This window comes from Serratia fonticola (genome assembly GCF_001006005.1).
In the GTDB taxonomy this organism is placed as follows: Bacteria; Pseudomonadota; Gammaproteobacteria; order Enterobacterales; family Enterobacteriaceae; genus Chania; species Chania fonticola.
Genome location: NZ_CP011254.1, coordinates 1,059,633 through 1,076,128, shown reverse-complemented (window position 1 = coordinate 1,076,128; position 16,496 = coordinate 1,059,633). Strand labels below are relative to the sequence as shown.

Annotated in this window: 19 protein-coding genes and 1 other RNA gene; 6 read left to right on the top strand and 14 right to left on the bottom strand. The window is 55.4% G+C overall.

Going from position 1 to position 16,496, the window contains the following annotated elements; translation table 11 throughout:
- Window positions 1–105: 105 nt before the first annotated feature.
- From arcB to mtgA, 3 genes are all read left to right on the top strand, one after another.
- On the top strand, window positions 106–2,445 hold the full coding sequence (gene arcB, locus WN53_RS04660) for an aerobic respiration two-component sensor histidine kinase ArcB (protein ID WP_046808022.1): 2,340 nt from the start codon (window positions 106–108) through the stop codon (window positions 2,443–2,445).
- A 237-nt stretch (window positions 2,446–2,682) separates the two neighbouring features.
- The gene (elbB, locus tag WN53_RS04655; RefSeq protein ID WP_024483688.1) at window positions 2,683–3,336 is read left to right on the top strand and encodes an isoprenoid biosynthesis glyoxalase ElbB; all 654 of its coding nucleotides are present in this window, start codon (window positions 2,683–2,685) and stop codon (window positions 3,334–3,336) included.
- Entirely contained in the window at window positions 3,333–4,064 is a 732-nt protein-coding gene (mtgA, locus tag WN53_RS04650; protein WP_037411553.1) for a monofunctional biosynthetic peptidoglycan transglycosylase, read from the top strand. The genes elbB and mtgA overlap by 4 nt, the downstream gene beginning before the upstream one ends.
- 198 nt (window positions 4,065–4,262) lie before the next feature.
- On the opposite strand, the gene dolP is transcribed toward mtgA, so the two are convergent.
- Genes dolP through WN53_RS04630 form a run of 4 tightly spaced genes read right to left on the bottom strand, consistent with a single transcriptional unit; the run spans window position 4,263 to window position 7,853 of the window.
- Window positions 4,263–4,838: a division/outer membrane stress-associated lipid-binding lipoprotein gene (dolP, locus tag WN53_RS04645; RefSeq protein ID WP_021180667.1), complete on the bottom strand. Its 576-nt coding sequence runs from the start codon at window positions 4,836–4,838 to the stop codon at window positions 4,263–4,265.
- A gap of 10 nt (window positions 4,839–4,848) precedes the next feature.
- Window positions 4,849–5,439 carry a DnaA initiator-associating protein DiaA gene (diaA, locus tag WN53_RS04640; RefSeq protein WP_021806942.1) on the bottom strand — a complete coding sequence of 197 codons (591 nt, stop codon included), beginning with the start codon at window positions 5,437–5,439 and terminating at the stop codon, window positions 4,849–4,851.
- A 51-nt stretch (window positions 5,440–5,490) separates the two neighbouring features.
- A complete protein-coding gene (locus tag WN53_RS04635; RefSeq protein ID WP_024486687.1) occupies window positions 5,491–5,844 on the bottom strand; it encodes a YraN family protein in 354 nt (117 codons plus the stop codon).
- A complete protein-coding gene (locus WN53_RS04630; RefSeq protein ID WP_024486686.1) occupies window positions 5,841–7,853 on the bottom strand; it encodes a penicillin-binding protein activator in 2,013 nt (670 codons plus the stop codon). Before WN53_RS04630 ends, WN53_RS04635 begins: the two co-directional genes overlap by 4 nt.
- Window positions 7,854–7,915: 62 nt before the next feature.
- Here WN53_RS04630 and rsmI point away from each other — a divergent pair, with 62 nt between their 5' ends.
- On the top strand, window positions 7,916–8,785 hold the full coding sequence (gene rsmI, locus WN53_RS04625; protein WP_024486685.1) for a 16S rRNA (cytidine(1402)-2'-O)-methyltransferase: 870 nt from the start codon (window positions 7,916–7,918) through the stop codon (window positions 8,783–8,785).
- A 16-nt stretch (window positions 8,786–8,801) separates the two neighbouring features.
- Here rsmI and WN53_RS04620 read toward each other — a convergent pair whose 3' ends face one another.
- Complete coding sequence (locus WN53_RS04620) at window positions 8,802–9,296, bottom strand: P-loop nucleotide/nucleoside kinase family protein (RefSeq protein ID WP_024486684.1); 495 nt, start codon at window positions 9,294–9,296, stop codon at window positions 8,802–8,804.
- Between the two features lie 235 nt (window positions 9,297–9,531).
- On the opposite strand from WN53_RS04620, the gene rnpB reads away from it, so the two are divergent.
- Window positions 9,532–9,910: RNase P RNA component class A (gene rnpB, locus WN53_RS26980), an RNA gene on the top strand.
- Window positions 9,911–9,964: 54 nt separating this feature from the next.
- Here the strand turns inward: rnpB and WN53_RS04615 are convergent.
- Window positions 9,965–10,666 (bottom strand): pirin family protein, encoded by a 702-nt coding sequence (locus WN53_RS04615; RefSeq protein ID WP_024486683.1) that lies wholly within the window; start codon window positions 10,664–10,666, stop codon window positions 9,965–9,967.
- Between the two features lie 107 nt (window positions 10,667–10,773).
- Here WN53_RS04615 and WN53_RS04610 point away from each other — a divergent pair, with 107 nt between their 5' ends.
- Window positions 10,774–11,679 (top strand): LysR family transcriptional regulator, encoded by a 906-nt coding sequence (locus tag WN53_RS04610; RefSeq protein WP_021180661.1) that lies wholly within the window; start codon window positions 10,774–10,776, stop codon window positions 11,677–11,679.
- 242 nt (window positions 11,680–11,921) lie between these two features.
- Here WN53_RS04610 and WN53_RS04605 read toward each other — a convergent pair whose 3' ends face one another.
- The 8 genes from WN53_RS04605 to WN53_RS04570 form a co-directional block, all read right to left on the bottom strand.
- Window positions 11,922–12,908: a glutathione S-transferase family protein gene (locus tag WN53_RS04605; RefSeq protein ID WP_024483098.1), complete on the bottom strand. Its 987-nt coding sequence runs from the start codon at window positions 12,906–12,908 to the stop codon at window positions 11,922–11,924.
- Between the two features lie 78 nt (window positions 12,909–12,986).
- Complete coding sequence (locus WN53_RS04600; protein ID WP_024483097.1) at window positions 12,987–13,382, bottom strand: DoxX family protein; 396 nt, start codon at window positions 13,380–13,382, stop codon at window positions 12,987–12,989.
- A 278-nt stretch (window positions 13,383–13,660) separates the two neighbouring features.
- Window positions 13,661–13,948: a YqjK-like family protein gene (locus tag WN53_RS04595; RefSeq protein WP_024483096.1), complete on the bottom strand. Its 288-nt coding sequence runs from the start codon at window positions 13,946–13,948 to the stop codon at window positions 13,661–13,663.
- Window positions 13,926–14,345, bottom strand: a complete 420-nt coding sequence (locus WN53_RS04590; protein WP_021180657.1) for a phage holin family protein — start codon at window positions 14,343–14,345, stop codon at window positions 13,926–13,928. The genes WN53_RS04595 and WN53_RS04590 overlap by 23 nt, the downstream gene beginning before the upstream one ends.
- 2 nt (window positions 14,346–14,347) lie before the next feature.
- Window positions 14,348–14,653: an ElaB/YgaM/YqjD family protein gene (locus tag WN53_RS04585; protein ID WP_024483095.1), complete on the bottom strand. Its 306-nt coding sequence runs from the start codon at window positions 14,651–14,653 to the stop codon at window positions 14,348–14,350.
- A gap of 164 nt (window positions 14,654–14,817) precedes the next feature.
- Complete coding sequence (locus tag WN53_RS04580) at window positions 14,818–15,189, bottom strand: DUF1090 domain-containing protein (protein WP_024483094.1); 372 nt, start codon at window positions 15,187–15,189, stop codon at window positions 14,818–14,820.
- A 213-nt stretch (window positions 15,190–15,402) separates the two neighbouring features.
- Window positions 15,403–15,741: an EnvZ/OmpR regulon moderator MzrA gene (gene mzrA / locus WN53_RS04575; protein WP_037411365.1), complete on the bottom strand. Its 339-nt coding sequence runs from the start codon at window positions 15,739–15,741 to the stop codon at window positions 15,403–15,405.
- Window positions 15,742–15,773: 32 nt separating this feature from the next.
- Complete coding sequence (locus WN53_RS04570) at window positions 15,774–16,448, bottom strand: DedA family protein (protein ID WP_021180653.1); 675 nt, start codon at window positions 16,446–16,448, stop codon at window positions 15,774–15,776.
- Between the last annotated feature and the right edge of the window lie 48 nt (window positions 16,449–16,496).

Genomic DNA, 16,496 nt, shown 5'->3' with positions numbered 1-16,496 from the left:
CTCAGGTTGCGAATTGCAACCATTCCCACAGTTCACAGTAAGGTTTCTTATCTTGACCGTATTTTACGGTATGATTTGAGAGATTATGTCTGTTGGGAATGGCTCATGAAGCAAATCCGGGTGTTAGCCCAGTACTACGTTGATTTGATGGTAAAACTGGGGCTGGTGCGCTTTTCACTGTTGCTGGCTTCAGCGCTGGTGATACTGGCGATGGTGGTGCAGATGGCGGTCACCATGCTGCTGCGTGGTGAAGTGGAAAGCATCGACGTGGTGCGCTCCATCTTCTTCGGTCTGCTGATCACGCCGTGGGCGGTTTATTTCCTTTCGGTGGTGGTGGAGCAACTGGAAGAGTCGCGCCAGCGCCTGGCTCGGCTGGTGGATAAGCTTGAGGAGATGCGCAATCGCGATCTCGCGCTGAACCAACAGATGCAAGAGAACATCAGCCAGCTCAATCAGGAAATTGCCGACCGTATCAAGGCGGAGCAAGATCGCCAACAGGTGATGGATAAGCTGACCGAAGAGATGGAGCAGCGCGAACAGGCACAGGTGGAGTTGGGCCAACAATCGGCATTGCTACGCTCTTTCCTCGATGCCTCCCCCGATCTGGTTTACTACCGCAACGAAGAAAAAGAGTTTTCCGGCTGCAACCGGGCGATGGAGCTGCTGACCGGCAAGAGTGAAAAACAGCTGATCGGCCTGACCCCCTTTGATGTCTACAGCAAAGAGATCGCCGAAAAAGTCATCGAAACCGATGAGAAAGTATTCCGCCACAACGTCTCCCTGACCTATGAACAATGGCTGGTGTACCCAGACGGTCGCAAAGCCTGTTTTGAACTGCGCAAGGTGCCGTTTTACGACCGCGTGGGCAAACGTCACGGGCTGATGGGCTTTGGCCGCGATATAACCGAGCGTAAGCGCTACCAGGACGCGCTGGAGAATGCCAGCAGGGAGAAGACCACCTTTATTTCAACGATCAGCCACGAGCTTCGTACGCCGCTTAATGGCATCGTCGGCCTGAGCCGTATTCTGCTCGATACCGAACTGAACGATGAGCAACTGAAGTATTTGAAAACCATCCACGTCAGCGCCATCACTCTGGGCAATATTTTCAACGACATCATCGAGATGGATAAACTCGAGCGGCGTAAGGTCCAGTTGGACAATCAGCCGGTCGACTTTACCAGCTTCCTGGCGGATCTGGAGAACCTCTCTGGCCTGCTGGTGCAGCCGAAAGGGCTACAGTTCGTGATGGAACCCGAGCTGCCGCTACCGGAGAAAATCATTACGGACGGCACACGCCTGCGGCAGATCCTGTGGAACCTGATCGGCAATGCGGTGAAGTTCACCCAGCAAGGCCAGATCGTGGTGCGTGTCAGGCGTGAAGAGCAGGAACAGATCGTGTTTGAGGTTGAAGACTCAGGCATGGGGATCCCTCAGGATGAGCAAGACAAGATTTTCGCCATGTATTATCAGGTCAAAGACCAGAACGGCGGGCGTCCGGCGACCGGTACCGGGATCGGCCTGGCGGTCTCCAAACGGCTGGCGCAGAGTATGGGCGGGGATATCACGGTTAACAGCGCGCAAGGGCACGGTTCTTGCTTCACCTTGACCATCAAGGCGCCAGCGGTGGAGGAAGTGGTCAATGAGGTCCAGGCGGTGGAAGAAATGCCGCTACCGGCGTTGCATATCCTGCTGGTGGAAGATATTGAACTGAACGTGATCGTGGCCCGTTCGGTATTGGAGAAGCTGGGCAACAGCGTTGCGGTGGCCATGAACGGCCGTGATGCGTTAGCGATGTTCGACCCGGACGAGTTCGATCTGGCCCTGTTGGATATTCAACTGCCGGACATGAGCGGGCTGGATATCGCCCGTGAGCTGCGCGAGCGTTATGCGGGCCGCTCCTTGCCGCCGTTGATTGCGTTGACAGCTAATGTCCTGAAAGACAAGAAAGAGTATCTTGAAGCGGGTATGGACGATGTGCTGAGCAAGCCGTTGTCGGTACCGGCCTTGACCAAGATGATCAAACATTACTGGGATCATCAACCCCAACATACCACAAAGAAAACGGAGCAAAAGTCGATGCAGATTAATGAATCGTTATTGGATACCGCAATGCTGGAGCAGTACATGGATCTGGTGGGGCCGCAGTTGATCCATCAGAGCCTGGCGATGTTTGAACAGGTGATGCCGGGGTATCTGGCGGTGCTGGATTCCAACATGACCGCGAAGGATGAGAAAGGGATCACCGAAGAAGGGCACAAAATCAAGGGTGCCGCTGGCTCCGTCGGGCTAAAACATCTGCAACAGCTGGCCCAGCAGATCCAGACGCCAACGTTACCAGCCTGGCAAGACAACGTGCAAGAGTGGGTCGATGAGCTGAAGCAGGAATGGCGCAATGACGTGGCGGTGCTGCGAGCTTGGGTAGAGAACGCTGAAAAAAAATGACCCCAGCCGAGGCCGGGGTGCGCGAATATTGCGCCAACACCAGGGAAATCATTAACCTGCGTATTGGTTTTTAGCGTTCTGGTAGAGCAGGTGGTACAAAATTCGTATACATCATACAGCGAACAACATAGCAAATGTAAGCGCTCTTGTTAGAAGAATCATTAAAATATGTGATGTAGTTAGTATTTGTCGCCTCTGGGCCTGCCTTTGCCGGCGGTCCTGGCTGGGAGAATGTCGATGAAACAGGTCGCTGTAGTGCTGAGTGGTTGTGGTGTTTATGACGGGGCAGAAATCCATGAGGCGGTGCTCACCTTGCTGGCTCTGGATCGTGCAGGTGCGCAGGCGGTATGCTTTGCACCCGATAAGGCACAACTGCATGTTATTAATCATTTATCCGGCGAAGAAATGCCAGAGGGTCGCAACGTTTTGCAGGAGTCGGCACGCATCGCTCGTGGCAAAATTCAGGCGCTTTCGCAGGCGGACGCCGAGCAGTTGGATGCCCTGATCGTACCCGGTGGATTTGGTGCGGCGAAGAATTTGAGCAGCTTTGCCACGCAAGGGGCAGAATGTTCCGTGGATCCCGATTTGTCTAAGCTTATTCTGGAAATGCATAAGAGAAACAAACCAATGGGTTTTATGTGCATTGCGCCCACGCTGTTGCCGAAAGTTTTCGATCAACCGTTACGATTGACCATTGGTAACGATCCCGATCTGGGTGAAGTGATTGATGCCATGGGCGGTGAGCCGGTGATCTGTCCGGTAGATGACATCGTGGTTGATATTGAAAACAAGGTTGTCACGACCCCGGCTTACATGTTGGCCCAGTCGATCGGCGAGGCGGCGCAGGGAATTGATAAGCTGGTGTCACGAGTGCTGGATCTGGTGGAATGATAAGGTTTTCTCGTAAATCGTGGATTGTTCGCCTGTGGTTTTGGTTTAAACGAGGCGTTCTTGCGGTTATTGGCCTGTGGCTGGCGGGGATCATTCTGTTCGCTTTTCTGCCGGTGCCGTTTTCTGCGGTGATGGTGGAGCGGCAGCTCGGTGCCTGGCTGAGCGGGGATTTCGGCTATGTGGCGCATTCCGACTGGGTAGCGATGGACGATATTGCCCCCTCGATGGCGCTGGCAGTGATGGCGGCAGAGGATCAGAAATTCCCCGACCACTGGGGGTTTGACGTGGCGGCCATTGAAAAGGCGCTCAGCCACAATGAAAAGCGGCCAACGCGCATCCGTGGTGCTTCTACCCTTTCTCAGCAAACGGCAAAGAACCTGTTTTTGTGGGATGGGCGCAGCTGGGTGCGCAAGGGGCTGGAGGCTGGGCTAACGGCGGGTATTGAGCTGGTTTGGACCAAGCGGCGTATTCTGACGGTGTACTTGAATATCGTCGAGTTTGGTGACGGCATCTTCGGCGTGGAAGCGGCGGCTCAGCACTTTTTCCACAAGCCGGCAAGCCGTCTGACGGCGTCTGAAGCGGCTCTGCTGGCGGCGGTGTTGCCTAATCCGCATCGTTTCAAGGCCGGAGCTCCTTCGGGTTACGTAACCCAACGCCAACAGTGGATTATGCGTCAGATGCGCCAGTTGGGTGGGGAAGGATTTCTTAAGGCGAACGATCTGAAATAATGACCCCTCACCCCAACCCTCTCCCACAGGGAGAGGGAGCTGAACGGAGCGCGTGCTTGGGTGTGAAGTTATTATTTAACTATTTGATATAAAGCAATTTATTGTCGTTAAGTGGTGGCTCGATCGGTCCCCTCTCCCTGTGGGAGAGGGGTAGGGTGAGGGCAGCCGACAACGCCGAATCCACCTCAGTTCGCGAGATTATTTAACGTAGGTAAACGCCGTTGTCACGTGTTTCACGCCGCTAACCTGGCTGGCAATCTGCGCCGCAGACTGGCCTTCCTGCTGTGTCACCAAACCTAACAAGAACACTTCGCCATTTTCGGTAGTGACCTTCACGTTTGAAGATTTGACGGTATCGCTGGTCAGGATCTGCGAACGTACCTTGGTGGTGATCCAGGTATCGGAAGAGGCGGTACCCAAGCTGACTGGTGTGCCCTGGCGGATCTCGTTATACACCTCAGCGGCGCCATCGACGCCAAGTGCGATCTGCTTCGCCCGGCTGGCGAGCTCGGTGGTAGGAGCCTGGCCGGTCAACAGCACTTTGCCCTGATAGGCGGTGGCTACGACACGGGCCTCTTTCTTCAGTTGCTGATCTTTGCTGATGGCATTTTCGACCCGGGCTTCCAACGTGCCGTCATCGACCTGTGTGCCTACGGTACGTGGATCGGTCGCCGTTTTGGTGGCAACTGCGGCACTGCCAACGACAACGCCCGCGACGCAACCCTGCAACAATAGGGCGCTGAACAGCACTGCAAATGTGGCTCTTAGCTTCATCTCGGTTCCTTTAATCGTCCTGGTGGGGGAACAATGTGTTATCAATCAGGTCGCATAGGCAATTGACGGTAAGCATATGCATCTCCTGAATGCGTGCACTGCGGTGAGAGGGGATACGTATCTCCACATCCTGCTGGCCGAGTAAACCCGCCAACTCTCCGCCATCGTAGCCGGTAAGCGCAACAATGGTCATATCACGCGTTACCGCAGCTTCGACCGCTTTTACAATATCACGGCTATTGCCGCGGGTGGAAATCGCCAGCAGCACGTCACCGGTGTGGCCGAGTGCCCGCACCTGTTTGGCATACATTTCATCATGCAGACGATCGTTGCCGATGGCGGTCAGCACCACGTTATCGGCGTTTAGCGCGATCGCGGGCAGGCTAGGGCGTTCGGTTTCAAAGCGGTTGATCATGCAGGCGGCAAAATGCTGAGCGTTAGCCGCCGAGGTGCCGTTGCCACAGCACAGGATCTTGTTGCCGTTCAATAACGATTGAACCAGGGTCATCGCGGCACGGGATATCGCGTCAGGTAAGGCTTCCGCCGCCGCAATCTGGGTTTGGATACTCTCGGTAAAACAGACTTTGATTCTATCCAGCACGTTGTTTTAATCCACTAGGTCAAAGGGCCGGCATACACCGGTCAACAGGGTTTAATCCGCATTGAAGGCATTGGGTATCCATTCTAACTGGCTACCGGTAATGGCTAAAACATCAAAACGGCAAGATGATGTGTCAAAACTGGCTCCTCGCCCCGCCAGCCAAACGGCGGCGGCATGCAGCAATCGCCGTTGCTTGCGGTAAGTCACGCTGGCCGCTGCGTCACCAAAGGCGTCACTGCGGCGGTAGCGGACTTCGACGAACACCCAGGTTTGACCATCACGCATGATGAGATCGAGCTCACCCCCACGTACCGCCACGTTGGCGGCGGTGAAGGTAAGCCCCGCGCGCTCCAGGTATTGGCGGGCCTGGATCTCATAGCCCGCTCCCTTGGCGCGTTGACTCAGGAGACCGGAACGACCGAGCCCTGGCGGTATTGCAGCCAAGTCAGTTTCCTGGTGATCACGCAGTTAGGTGAAGATGTCAGCACACCGGTGGTTCCTGAAATCTGGAATCCTGGCAACTGGCGCATTTGAGCAAAGTGGTTGGCCAATGTCCAGGCATCCATCCCCATGGCGTAGAGACGCACCAGGGAATAGTCGTTGCGGAATTTGGCGGTAGCTTGCTGTTGCAACTGTGGATTGGCCCCTGCCAGCAGAGGAATATCACTGAATTGCAGGCCTTCCATTTCCAGACGGAAGTCTGGACCCGCACCGGCCTGATAGCTGCGTGAACTGGCAAACATGGCTGGCTTGCTACGAGAGCTGGTGGTCATGTCGATCATCGGCTTGATCAGCGTCAGCTGGTCTTGCGTGGCGACGATATACACCGAATCCACGCTGCCGCCGGTAGAGGCCGGGATATCGCTTGGTGGCGCTGGAATAGTCAGGCCAGCGATAGTCACAGACTGCTGCACGGGTGCCTGGGTGGCCACCGGGGTGCCACTCATGCGGATCCCGCCGCTGTTGACCATCTGGCGTAGCTCACCGGCAGAACCGATCCCTTGTTGCAGCACGGTCTGGCCACCGAGTTTTTGCCACTCTTCGGCGAAGGCTTTGGCAATGCGATCGCCAAACGCGCCGCGTGGCAGCAGCAGTAACGGCTGACGCTTTTGCTGTTCCCAGATATGGCGGGCGGCATCGCGGGCTTCATCTTCCGGCGACAGGGCGAAGTAACAGATATTCGGGCTGTCCTTCGGCTGCTCAGGCTGGTTGAGTGCCAGCACGTTCAGCGTCGTTGGGGTAGTGGCGAGCTGATCGACGTTGGCCTTCAGTAGTGGGCCTACGATCAGGGTTGCGCCATCCTGTTGGGCTTGAGCCAACAACGCTGGCAGAGGCTGGCTGGTGGTATCGTAGACCTTTACCTGCCCACCGGTTGCCGGGGATGGAGTGACTGGTGCCGGAGCAGGGGTAGCAGGTTGTACGGCGGCTACCTGAGTTGCATCCGCTTCAGGTGCTGAAGTACTGACGGCACCGTTGGCATTGTCTGGCGTTGCTGCCAGGGTCTGATCTGGATTAGTGGTTGGTTCCATTGCCTGAACAGGCGCGGTGAGTGCGATGCCACTTTGCGCAGCGTTAAAACCCTGTTGGATCGCATCGGCAAACACTTTGGCCTGGCCGTTCAGCGGCAGCAGCAGGGCGATATGCGAAGTCGAAGCCTGGGTGAAATTCAGCACCTGATTCAACTGGGCTGGCAGGTTTTTCGCCGCCGGGTTCTGCGGATAGCGGTTCTGCCAGTCTTTGATCCCGGCCTTCAGCAGATCGGGATCCTGACGGTTGTCCTGATAGACACGTAACAGATCCAGCCAGCCTTGCAGCACGTTTTCGTTGGCGTTAATCACCAGGCTGTTCATGTCGGCCGGTTTCAGGCCAAGCAGCGTTTGCCAGGTTTTATCCAGATTATCCTGATGAGCCTGGCCGCTCAGTAACGGCTCCTGGGCAATATAGGCGCGGATCAGTGGCAGTGAGGCTTGGCCCTGATTTGCCGCGATCTGCGCCTGATACAGGCGAACCAGCTGATTTGGTGACAGCGCGCTGCTGTCTATTTTATTTAGCGCATCGCGGGCTGCGCCCAGATCCTTGTTGGCTACCTGCAGTTCTGCGCTCAAAAGCTGGCGCTCAAGCTGTTGTGTACTCGTCAGATTTTGCGGCAAGGTGCTCAGTTGCTCGTTAGCCTGTGGCAGTTTGCCTTCGCGAGTTAATGCGCGAATCGCAAGTAATTGCCAGTCAGCCTTGTTATCATCGCTGCTTTGCTGCAACTGTTGCAGATAGTAATCAGAGTTGGCACTGGCTTCGTCCTGGATATTTGAGGGCGGAGTTTGTGGAACCTGACTTGGACAACCAGCTAACAGCAAGGCTGCCAGTACAACAGGTACTAATCGCCCTGCTTTGGTACGAAGGAATGTTGAGGAAAGCATACTGTATCCAGTGATGTTTTTTTCAAGATGCTCAATATTAAATCGGCAATCCGGATGAAACAATGAATCAACACCAACAATCAGCTATTTCTGCATCGACACTGTACGTGGTGCCCACCCCCATCGGTAACCTGGGGGATATGACTCATCGGGCCATAGAGGTACTGAAAAGCGTCGATCTGATTGCGGCGGAAGATACGCGCCATACCGGGTTGCTGCTGCAACACTTTGCTATTAGCGCGCGGTTGTTTGCGCTGCACGACCATAACGAACAGCAGAAGGCGGACCAACTGCTGGCAAAACTGCAGGAAGGCCAAAGCATAGCACTGGTGAGTGACGCAGGCACGCCACTGATTAACGATCCGGGTTATCACCTGGTGCGCCGTTGCCGCGAAGCGGGGATCCGCGTCGTGCCGCTGCCGGGCGCCTGTGCTGCCACCACCGCGTTGTGTGCCGCCGGTGTGGCTTCCGATCGTTTCTGCTACGAAGGCTTCCTGCCAGCCAAAACCAAAGGCCGTAAGGATACCCTGCTGGCGCTGGCAGAGGAACCGCGAACGCTGATTTTCTATGAATCTACCCACCGTTTGTTGGAAAGTTTGCAGGACATGGTCACCGTGTGGGGGCCACAGCGCTACGTGGTGCTGGCGCGTGAACTGACCAAAACCTGGGAATCTATCCACGGTGCTCCAGTGGGGGAACTGCTGGCCTGGGTGCTGGAAGATGAGATGCGCCGCCGGGGGGAGATGGTGCTGATTGTGGAAGGCCACAAGGCGCAGGAAGACGATTTGCCGCTCGAGGCACTGCGTACCTTGGCTCTGCTGCAAAAAGAGCTGCCGCTGAAAAAGGCAGCGGCGATAACTGCAGAGATCCACGGCGTGAAGAAAAATGCGCTGTATAAACATGCGCTGGATCAACAGGAACAGGCTAACTGAGCCCCAGCTTTGTGACTCAGCTATGCCGAATGATGTTGAACCCTTCCTGGTCATTCGGCTCAACAAAATGGCGAGTGATGAGATCAAACTGCTCATCGGTCGCGGCAAAATCATGAGTGCCCGACTGATTGCGGGCATGAAGTCTGGCCTTGCAGACATCATCGGGCACGTTGAGATAATGCAGTTGGTTATCGGCGCCCGACTCGCGGATGATATCCATCATCCATTCACGGCTGGCCACGGTATTGGCTGGAAAGTCCAGAATGAGGGTTACCCCGGCGTTAAGCAGCGCAATCAGATGGGGTTTGATGGCGTTTTTCAGCTTGGTACTACAGCGGACATAGTCTGCAACGGTCTGCATCTCATCGGCGTATAGCTGGGCAAGCCAGCGATCTTCCGCGATTATCACGCTACCAGGCTGGGTTGCCAACGTGGCTGAAAGTGTGGATTTTCCTGACGCTATTTTCCCACATAGAAGATGTAGGGTTGGTTTCTGGGGCGAACGGGTCATGGTTAACCTCACTGGAGTGATGCCGGTAAGGCCCGCCTCACCGGCGGGAACAAACTGACGAGCGTCATCCCACCTTGGTTGGTAAGCGGTAAATAATAATCTCGACGCAAATCAGAGCTGAAGGTCTTTGTTTCATATCGCCAAGCTAGCATATCCATAGGGCGCGCCTCTAGATCTGTTTTCCTTTCCCCTAAAACGGTTGACCTGCCGCAACCACAACGCTACTATCCGCGCCGGAGTTGACCAGACAGTCGCCGCTTCATTGCCGTCCTCTTCGGGGGAGACAGATGGAGGGGAGGAAAGTCCGGGCTCCATAGGGCAGGGTGCCAGGTAACGCCTGGGAGGCGCAAGCCTACGACTAGTGCAACAGAGAGCAAACCGCCGATGGCCCGCGCAAGCGGGATCAGGTAAGGGTGAAAGGGTGCGGTAAGAGCGCACCGCGCGGCTGGCAACAGTCCGTGGCACGGTAAACTCCACCCGGAGCAAGGCCAAATAGGGGTTCACATGGTACGGCCCGTACTGAACCCGGGTAGGCTGCTTGAGCCAGTGAGCGATTGCTGGCCTAGAGGAATGACTGTCCACGACAGAACCCGGCTTACCGGTCAGCTCCCTCTATACAGATAACCCCGCGTGACGAGAGTCGCGCGGGGTTTTTCTTTATCTATACCCTACACTGGCAAATCAATCAGCAGCGCACGTAGCGGTGCTTCGGCCTGGATGGTGAGGCGGTTTTCCTCGCGGATAAACGCGCCGTCGCCACAGGTCAGGCGCTGGCTCTGTTGATGGTCGCCATTGACCTCAACGGTACCGTGGATCGATTGCAGGTAGGCGCGTGGCCCATGCAGAGTAAGCGTCTGCTGTGCTCCCGCCGGTAAGTTCAAATGATGTATCCAGACCTGTTGGCGCAGTTGCAGGCTGCCTTGTGCACCATCCGGTGAGGCCAGCAGCGCATAGGGCTGATCTGGCAGGCTCAAACGCTGCACACGCTCGTTACTGCGCTCTGGGCAGGCATCCAGCCACAGTTGCATCCGGGTCAGTGGCGTGCTGCTGCTGACGTTCTGTTCGCTATAGCTAAGCCCCGGTTGCGTAGCCAGCAATAACGCCTCTCCTGCCGCTGCGCGTACGGTATTGCCGTCGCTGTCCCGGTATTCGGCTTCACCCTGCAGGATCAGATTCAGGATATCTACGTTGGGATAGGTGCGTGGCTGGAAGGCAGCACCCGGTGCTAATACCTCTTGATTCAGTACCCGCAGCGACGCATAGCCCATCAGTTTGGGATCGAAGTAGTGGCCAAAGGAAAAGGTATAACGAGCCTGCAGCCAACCAAAGTCAGCTTGCCCGCATTGTTGTGCTGTTCTGCATGTGATCATGGCAATCGGCTCTCTAAATTCATTCTCTTGATGGTAAGCATCTGGACGGCGGATTGTTAGCCAGTTAATCTGGTCGGTATATTCAAATTTCCTGATAGAGAGTTTCGATGGCCAGAGATCGGGCGTTAACGCTTGAAGCGCTTAGGGTTATGGATGCGATCGACCGCCGTGGCAGCTTTGCCGCCGCCGCCGATGAGCTGGGGCGAGTGCCTTCGGCGCTCAGCTACACCATGCAAAAATTGGAAGAAGAACTGGATGTGGTGCTGTTTGACCGATCCGGGCATCGCACCAAATTTACTAATGTTGGGCGCATGCTGCTTGAGCGTGGCCGCGTACTGCTCGAGGCGGCGGACAAGCTGACGACCGATGCAGAGGCATTGGCGCGGGGGTGGGAAACCCATCTCACCATCGTCAGCGAAGCGCTATCCCCTGCCTACAAGCTGTTCCCTTTGGTTGATAAGCTGGCGCTGAAGGCCAATACCCAGGTTTCGATCTTTACCGAAGTGTTGGCCGGGGCATGGGAGCGGCTGGAGCAAGGGCGGGCCGATATCGTTATTGCGCCGGATATGCACTTTCGCGCCTCTTCTGAAATCAACACTCGCAAGCTGTATAAGGTGATGAGCGTGTACGTTGCTGCACCGGAACATCCAATCCACCTGGAGCCGGAGCCGCTGTCGGAGCTGACGCGGGTGAAATACCGCGGTATTGCGGTTGCAGATACCGCGCGGGAGCGGCCAGTGCTGACGGTGCAATTGCTGGATAAACAGCAGCGCCTGACGGTGAGTACCATCGAAGATAAGCGCCGCGCCTTGCTGGCCGGGCTGGGGGTTGCCACCATGCCATATCAGATGGTGGAGAAGGATATCGAGCAGGGGCGTTTACGCGTGGTGGGGCCGGAATATAGCCGTGAGGCGGACATTATCATGGCCTGGCGGCGCGACAGCATGGGCGAGGCTAAATCCTGGTTCCTGCGTGAGATCCCACGCCTGTTTGCACGCGAGGAGAATCAGTAACTTCTTCGCATTTTCGCATTTTATAAGGCCCCTCACCCTAACCCTCTCCCACAGGGAGAGGGGACCGATCGAGTTCGCTAATCGCTCAGCGTTTTATCTTGCCTACTCCCTATTTTCCGAAGTTGTACGGGCTAATTACGCACTCCGAGCAGCTCCCTCTCCTTTTTGGGGAGAGGGCTGGGGTGAGGGGGGAATTGCGACGACGGAATAACAGACAGCACGCTATTTTCTCGCCCAACCTATCAACCAAAGCGCACATCGCGCCCGTGGGGTTCATCCAGATCCTGCGCGGGGCCGATCGAAATGATCCCGTGCGGGTTGATGGTGGCATGGCTGCGATAATAGTGGTTGCGGATATGCGCCATATCGACCGTTTCGGCAATCCCCGGCATCTGGTAGATATCGCGCAGGAAGCCGTACAGGTTGAGATAGTCGCTGATGCGGCGCTGGTCACATTTGAAATGAGTGACGTAGACCGGATCGAAACGGATCAGCGTGGTCCACAGGCGCAGATCGGCCTCGGTGAGTCGATCACCGGTCAGATAACGGTGCTGGCCGAGGATCTGCTCCAGGCGTTCCAAAGAGGCAAACACGCCGTTTACCGCTTCGTCATAGGCATCCTGGCTGGTAGCAAAACCGGCCTTGTACACTCCGTTGTTTACCGAGTCGTAAATCCAGCCGTTGAGTGAATCGATCTTTTCACGCAGTTCTGCCGGGTAGTAATCTCCAGCCCGTGCGCCGACGGCGTCGAAAGCGCTGTTGAACATGCGGATAATATCGGCAGACTCATTGCTGACGATGGTCTGTTGCTGTTTATCCCACAGCACTGGCACGGTAACGCGGCCGCTGTACTGCGGATCGGCCCTTAGATAGAGCTGGTAAAGAAAATCGGAGTGATACAGCGCATCGCCGGTTGCTGCCGGGAAATCCTGGCCGAAGGTCCAGCCGTTTTCCAACATCAGCGGATGCACCACGGAAACCGGGATGGTTTGCTCCAGCCCCTTCAGCTTGCGCATCAGCAGGGTACGGTGTGCCCAAGGGCAAGCCAGGGAAACATACAGATGGTAGCGATTTTGCTCGGCTTTAAAACCCGCTTTGCCATGCTCTCCCGCAGCGCCATCTGGGGTGACCCAATTGCGAAACTGAGAGGTTGAACGCTTGAAACGGCCCCCGGTGGATTTGGTGTCATACCAGGTGTCTTGCCAAACGCCATCAACGAGTTGTCCCATGAGATCCTCCAAAATATCCGAGAGTGAAAGTCAAAAGGCCCGGCATGAAGAGCCGAGCCTTTTGGCGATATTATAAGCTTACCACTTTTTGTTCAAAATGCGGTCAATGCTGAAGCCGCCAGGGCCTGCAACCGCCAGCACGATGAAGCCACCGGCAATGGTCAGGTTTTTCATAAACATCAGCTGGTTCACGCCGTCGGCAAAGTTGGTGTGGAACAGCAGCGCGGTCAGGATGGTGAAACCGGCAGTGAACAGTGCCACGGTACGGGTCAGGAAGCCGAACAGGATTGCCAGGCCACCGCCGAACTCCAGCAGGATGGTCAGTGGCAGCAAGAAGCCAGGTACGCCCATCGACTGCATGTATTGTTGGGTGCCGGCATAGGCATCACCCATTTTGCCGTAACCTGCAACGATAAACAGGATTGGCATCAGAATACGAGCAACCAGCAAACCTGTATCTTCTAATTTTTTCATCATTAACTCCAAAAAGTGTTGTTGCTTGCCAAACTTGGCATTGGTACCGCCAGGGGGTCTGTAGCCACCATGTCCGGTTGATGGAGTGAATGTTAGACGGGAACGCTGCGGGTTGTTAGCAAGTAAAACTGTCGTAATTTTTCAAAAAATCTGAATATTCACCATGAGATAAAAGAATTTTTAAATCAATGCGTTAGCATGTTACGTTGGATTTTTGGATAGAAACCACGCAGAGGGGAGGGATTACCAACGGGATAATTGAACCTGTGGCAGCGCGGTTATTTTTTAGGAAGGGCGTTACGGATCAGGCGAACGGTGCCCCAGACGCTGAGTGCCCGTCGTGACCAACGGATCAACTTGCTTGGATGGCGGATGCCGTACAGCGCAATCACGCTGGAGCCAATAGCCATATACTTACGCAGACCATATAGGGTCTGCCAGCTGCGATCAAAGGATTCGGTCTTTTGCAGCCACTGGCTTTTGTTGGCGGCCAGATCCAGACGTTGTTGCTGGATCTGCCGGATGAGTTGCTCTTTTCTGCGTTCACGGTACTGGCGGCGATTCATGTTTCTCCTCCAGTTCAGCACGGTCGAGTTCCAATTGCTGACGTGTTGCCCCTAACAGTGTCGAACGGCGAGCCTTGGACAGTGTCCAGACAAGCCCCACAACGGCCAGGAACAGCAGAACGGCGGTAGTCGTACCCAACGCCATCAGGCGATAAGCGGGGTCGATAGCCCAGAAGATGAGGATTAACAGGCTCATCAGGCCGAAGGCGGTAAACAGCAGGGTAAGCCCCGCCATCATCAGCAACTGGATGAGGTTGGCTTTCTCCTCTTCCAGCTCGATAACGGCCAGACGCACCCGGGTTTCCACCATGCCGACCATAATGGTGACAATCCGTTGGGCGATATCCAGGACCCCTTTACCGGGGCCCTGAGCGCGCGTTTGCGGCTGCTCTGCCATAATCAGCGGCGCGCGAGCAGAACGCCTAACACCACGCCAACCGCGGCGCCGATACCGATACCGGTCCACGGGTTTTCACGCACGTAATCATCAGCCTGGCCAGCCATCTGCTTGGTCTGGTGGGCCAGTTTGTCACTGGCATCGCTCAGACGGGCACGGGTTTCTTTCAGTGCGCCTTCTGCTTTGGAGCGCAGTTTGTCCAGTTCAGCTTTAGGTTTATCGGTGGAAGAGTTCAGCACTTCTTCCAGCGTATCGGCCAGGGACTTCAGTTCAGCGCGTAAATTTTCTGCATGTGAATCATGTGCCATTTCGATAACTCCTTAACATTAACTTCGACAGACTTTTAACATAGCGGATTTATTCACTTAAGCAAAGGGCTTATCCCCGGTGGATATCACTAACCAATGTCATTATTGATTGGTAAAATCCCGCCAGATGGGGCTCTTAGCGATAAATCCGCTAATATAAAAAATTATTCGGCCTGCGCGGCTTTCAGCTCTGCCTGGGCTTCTGCCAGCTTTCTCTGTTTGTTGGCGATTTTATCTGCCTTGCCGGTTTCCTGAGCCTCTTTCAGCTCCTGCTCACGCTCGGCCACTTTCTCCTGCTTATCAGCAATCTTCTTCTGGCGATCGGCTTGTAAACCGGCCTCGGTGCAGTGGGTCTGTACTTCGCTCAGGGCTTTCTGCAGGCCTGCCACGCGGTGGCTGTTGCCGTGCTTAGTGGCATAATCGATCTGGGTCTGGATCTCCTGGGCTTTGCTGGCACAAGTCTCGACCGCTGCCTGTGAAAGCGCAGAAAAAGTGAACAGGGGGATGGCCAGTAACAATGTGTGGCGTAATTTCATGATTTCAATTCCTTAATGCTGGGAGATAACAAGGTTGCTCCCGGTTTCCTGCTGCCCAAGGGGCAGTGCGACAGGTGGCCTACGCGGCTGACCCATGCAGACAATCAGCATAGTCACAAATTGCGTAGAACCCCAAATGTAGGGGCGCTGCATGCTGCGCCCGATTAGCCGGATGTAACGACAGCCAAGATAATCCCTTAAATGAGAAAGGGATTATCCCAGATTAAGTGGTGCACGTGCAAATTTACGCACCCAGCGGCTGGGGATAGGAGACTCGTTCAGGGCAATGGTATAACCGGGGGGCAGGATGTTTTCCAGGGCTTCACGGGCCAGCAGTTGCTGTTCAGGGGAATCCAGGCGGATCACCAGGCCATCGCCCTCCGGCGTAATGCTTTTGATGCGAATACCGCGTTCATCCAGGCGCTGATAGACGTAAAAACCATCTGGCAACGATAAGCCCTGCTGAACCACGTGAATACGCAGTTCGTTTTCCGTACGTAAAATGTATGGCGCCAGCACGGCGGCCAATGCCAGCAATGGCAATAAAAGCATCAGCGCGTATTGCCAGCGTGGGCGTTTGGCTTTCACGCGTCTTTGCCTGCACGGTCGGCGCGCTTTTTGCGCCACAGTACCACTAGCGAACCGACCAGCCCGGCGACCAGTAGCACCAGTGGCAGCATCATCAGGCCGAACATCAACTGGTCTTCATACTTGCGGAACATCGGGGTTTTCCCGAGGGCAAAACCGACCGATACCAGGATCAGAACCCACAGCAGGCCACTCATCCAGTTAAAGAACTGGAAGCGTGCGTTGCTCAAACCGGACAACCCGGCAATGGTAGGCAACAGCGTACGGACGAAAGCCAGGAAACGGCCAACCAGCAGGGCCGACAGGCCATGGCGGTGGAACAACTGGTGGGCACGCTGATGATAATGGGCCGGTAGATGAGCTAGCCAACCCTGTACCGTAGGCGTATTGCCTAGCCATCGGCCTTGTATGTAGCTAACCCAGCACCCCAGGCTGGCTGCGGTGGTCAGGATAAGAATGGTCACCGGGAAATTCATGGTGCCTTTGGCGACCAGGACGCCGACCAGGATCAGCAGGCTATCACCCGGCAGGAAGGCAGCGGGCAGCAGGCCATTTTCCAGAAATAAAATCATAAACAGCAAGACGTACAGCGTCCAGACCAACGAGGGGTTGGCCAGCGTTTCAAAGTCTTGCTGCCATAAGGCATCCAACAGTTGCTTAATGATATCCATCCGGTGTTCCTAAAAACGTCATTGTTATTTTCGTTCAGCGGCTGGGGG

What these genes read in the sequence shown, in the direction of transcription:
- arcB (WP_046808022.1), top strand. Translation starts at nt 106, where the DNA reads ATGAAGCAAATCCGGGTGTTAGCCCAGTACTACGTTGATTTGATGGTA.
- elbB (WP_024483688.1), top strand. Translation starts at nt 2,683, where the DNA reads ATGAAACAGGTCGCTGTAGTGCTGAGTGGTTGTGGTGTTTATGACGGG.
- mtgA (WP_037411553.1), top strand. Translation starts at nt 3,333, where the DNA reads ATGATAAGGTTTTCTCGTAAATCGTGGATTGTTCGCCTGTGGTTTTGG.
- dolP (WP_021180667.1), bottom strand. Translation starts at nt 4,838, where the DNA reads ATGAAGCTAAGAGCCACATTTGCAGTGCTGTTCAGCGCCCTATTGTTG.
- WN53_RS04630 (WP_024486686.1), bottom strand. Translation starts at nt 7,853, where the DNA reads ATGCTTTCCTCAACATTCCTTCGTACCAAAGCAGGGCGATTAGTACCT.
- rsmI (WP_024486685.1), top strand. Translation starts at nt 7,916, where the DNA reads ATGAATCAACACCAACAATCAGCTATTTCTGCATCGACACTGTACGTG.
- WN53_RS04620 (WP_024486684.1), bottom strand. Translation starts at nt 9,296, where the DNA reads ATGACCCGTTCGCCCCAGAAACCAACCCTACATCTTCTATGTGGGAAA.
- WN53_RS04615 (WP_024486683.1), bottom strand. Translation starts at nt 10,666, where the DNA reads ATGATCACATGCAGAACAGCACAACAATGCGGGCAAGCTGACTTTGGT.
- WN53_RS04610 (WP_021180661.1), top strand. Translation starts at nt 10,774, where the DNA reads ATGGCCAGAGATCGGGCGTTAACGCTTGAAGCGCTTAGGGTTATGGAT.
- WN53_RS04605 (WP_024483098.1), bottom strand. Translation starts at nt 12,908, where the DNA reads ATGGGACAACTCGTTGATGGCGTTTGGCAAGACACCTGGTATGACACC.
- WN53_RS04600 (WP_024483097.1), bottom strand. Translation starts at nt 13,382, where the DNA reads ATGAAAAAATTAGAAGATACAGGTTTGCTGGTTGCTCGTATTCTGATG.
- WN53_RS04595 (WP_024483096.1), bottom strand. Translation starts at nt 13,948, where the DNA reads ATGAATCGCCGCCAGTACCGTGAACGCAGAAAAGAGCAACTCATCCGG.
- WN53_RS04590 (WP_021180657.1), bottom strand. Translation starts at nt 14,345, where the DNA reads ATGGCAGAGCAGCCGCAAACGCGCGCTCAGGGCCCCGGTAAAGGGGTC.
- WN53_RS04585 (WP_024483095.1), bottom strand. Translation starts at nt 14,653, where the DNA reads ATGGCACATGATTCACATGCAGAAAATTTACGCGCTGAACTGAAGTCC.
- WN53_RS04580 (WP_024483094.1), bottom strand. Translation starts at nt 15,189, where the DNA reads ATGAAATTACGCCACACATTGTTACTGGCCATCCCCCTGTTCACTTTT.
- mzrA (WP_037411365.1), bottom strand. Translation starts at nt 15,741, where the DNA reads ATGCTTTTATTGCCATTGCTGGCATTGGCCGCCGTGCTGGCGCCATAC.
- WN53_RS04570 (WP_021180653.1), bottom strand. Translation starts at nt 16,448, where the DNA reads ATGGATATCATTAAGCAACTGTTGGATGCCTTATGGCAGCAAGACTTT.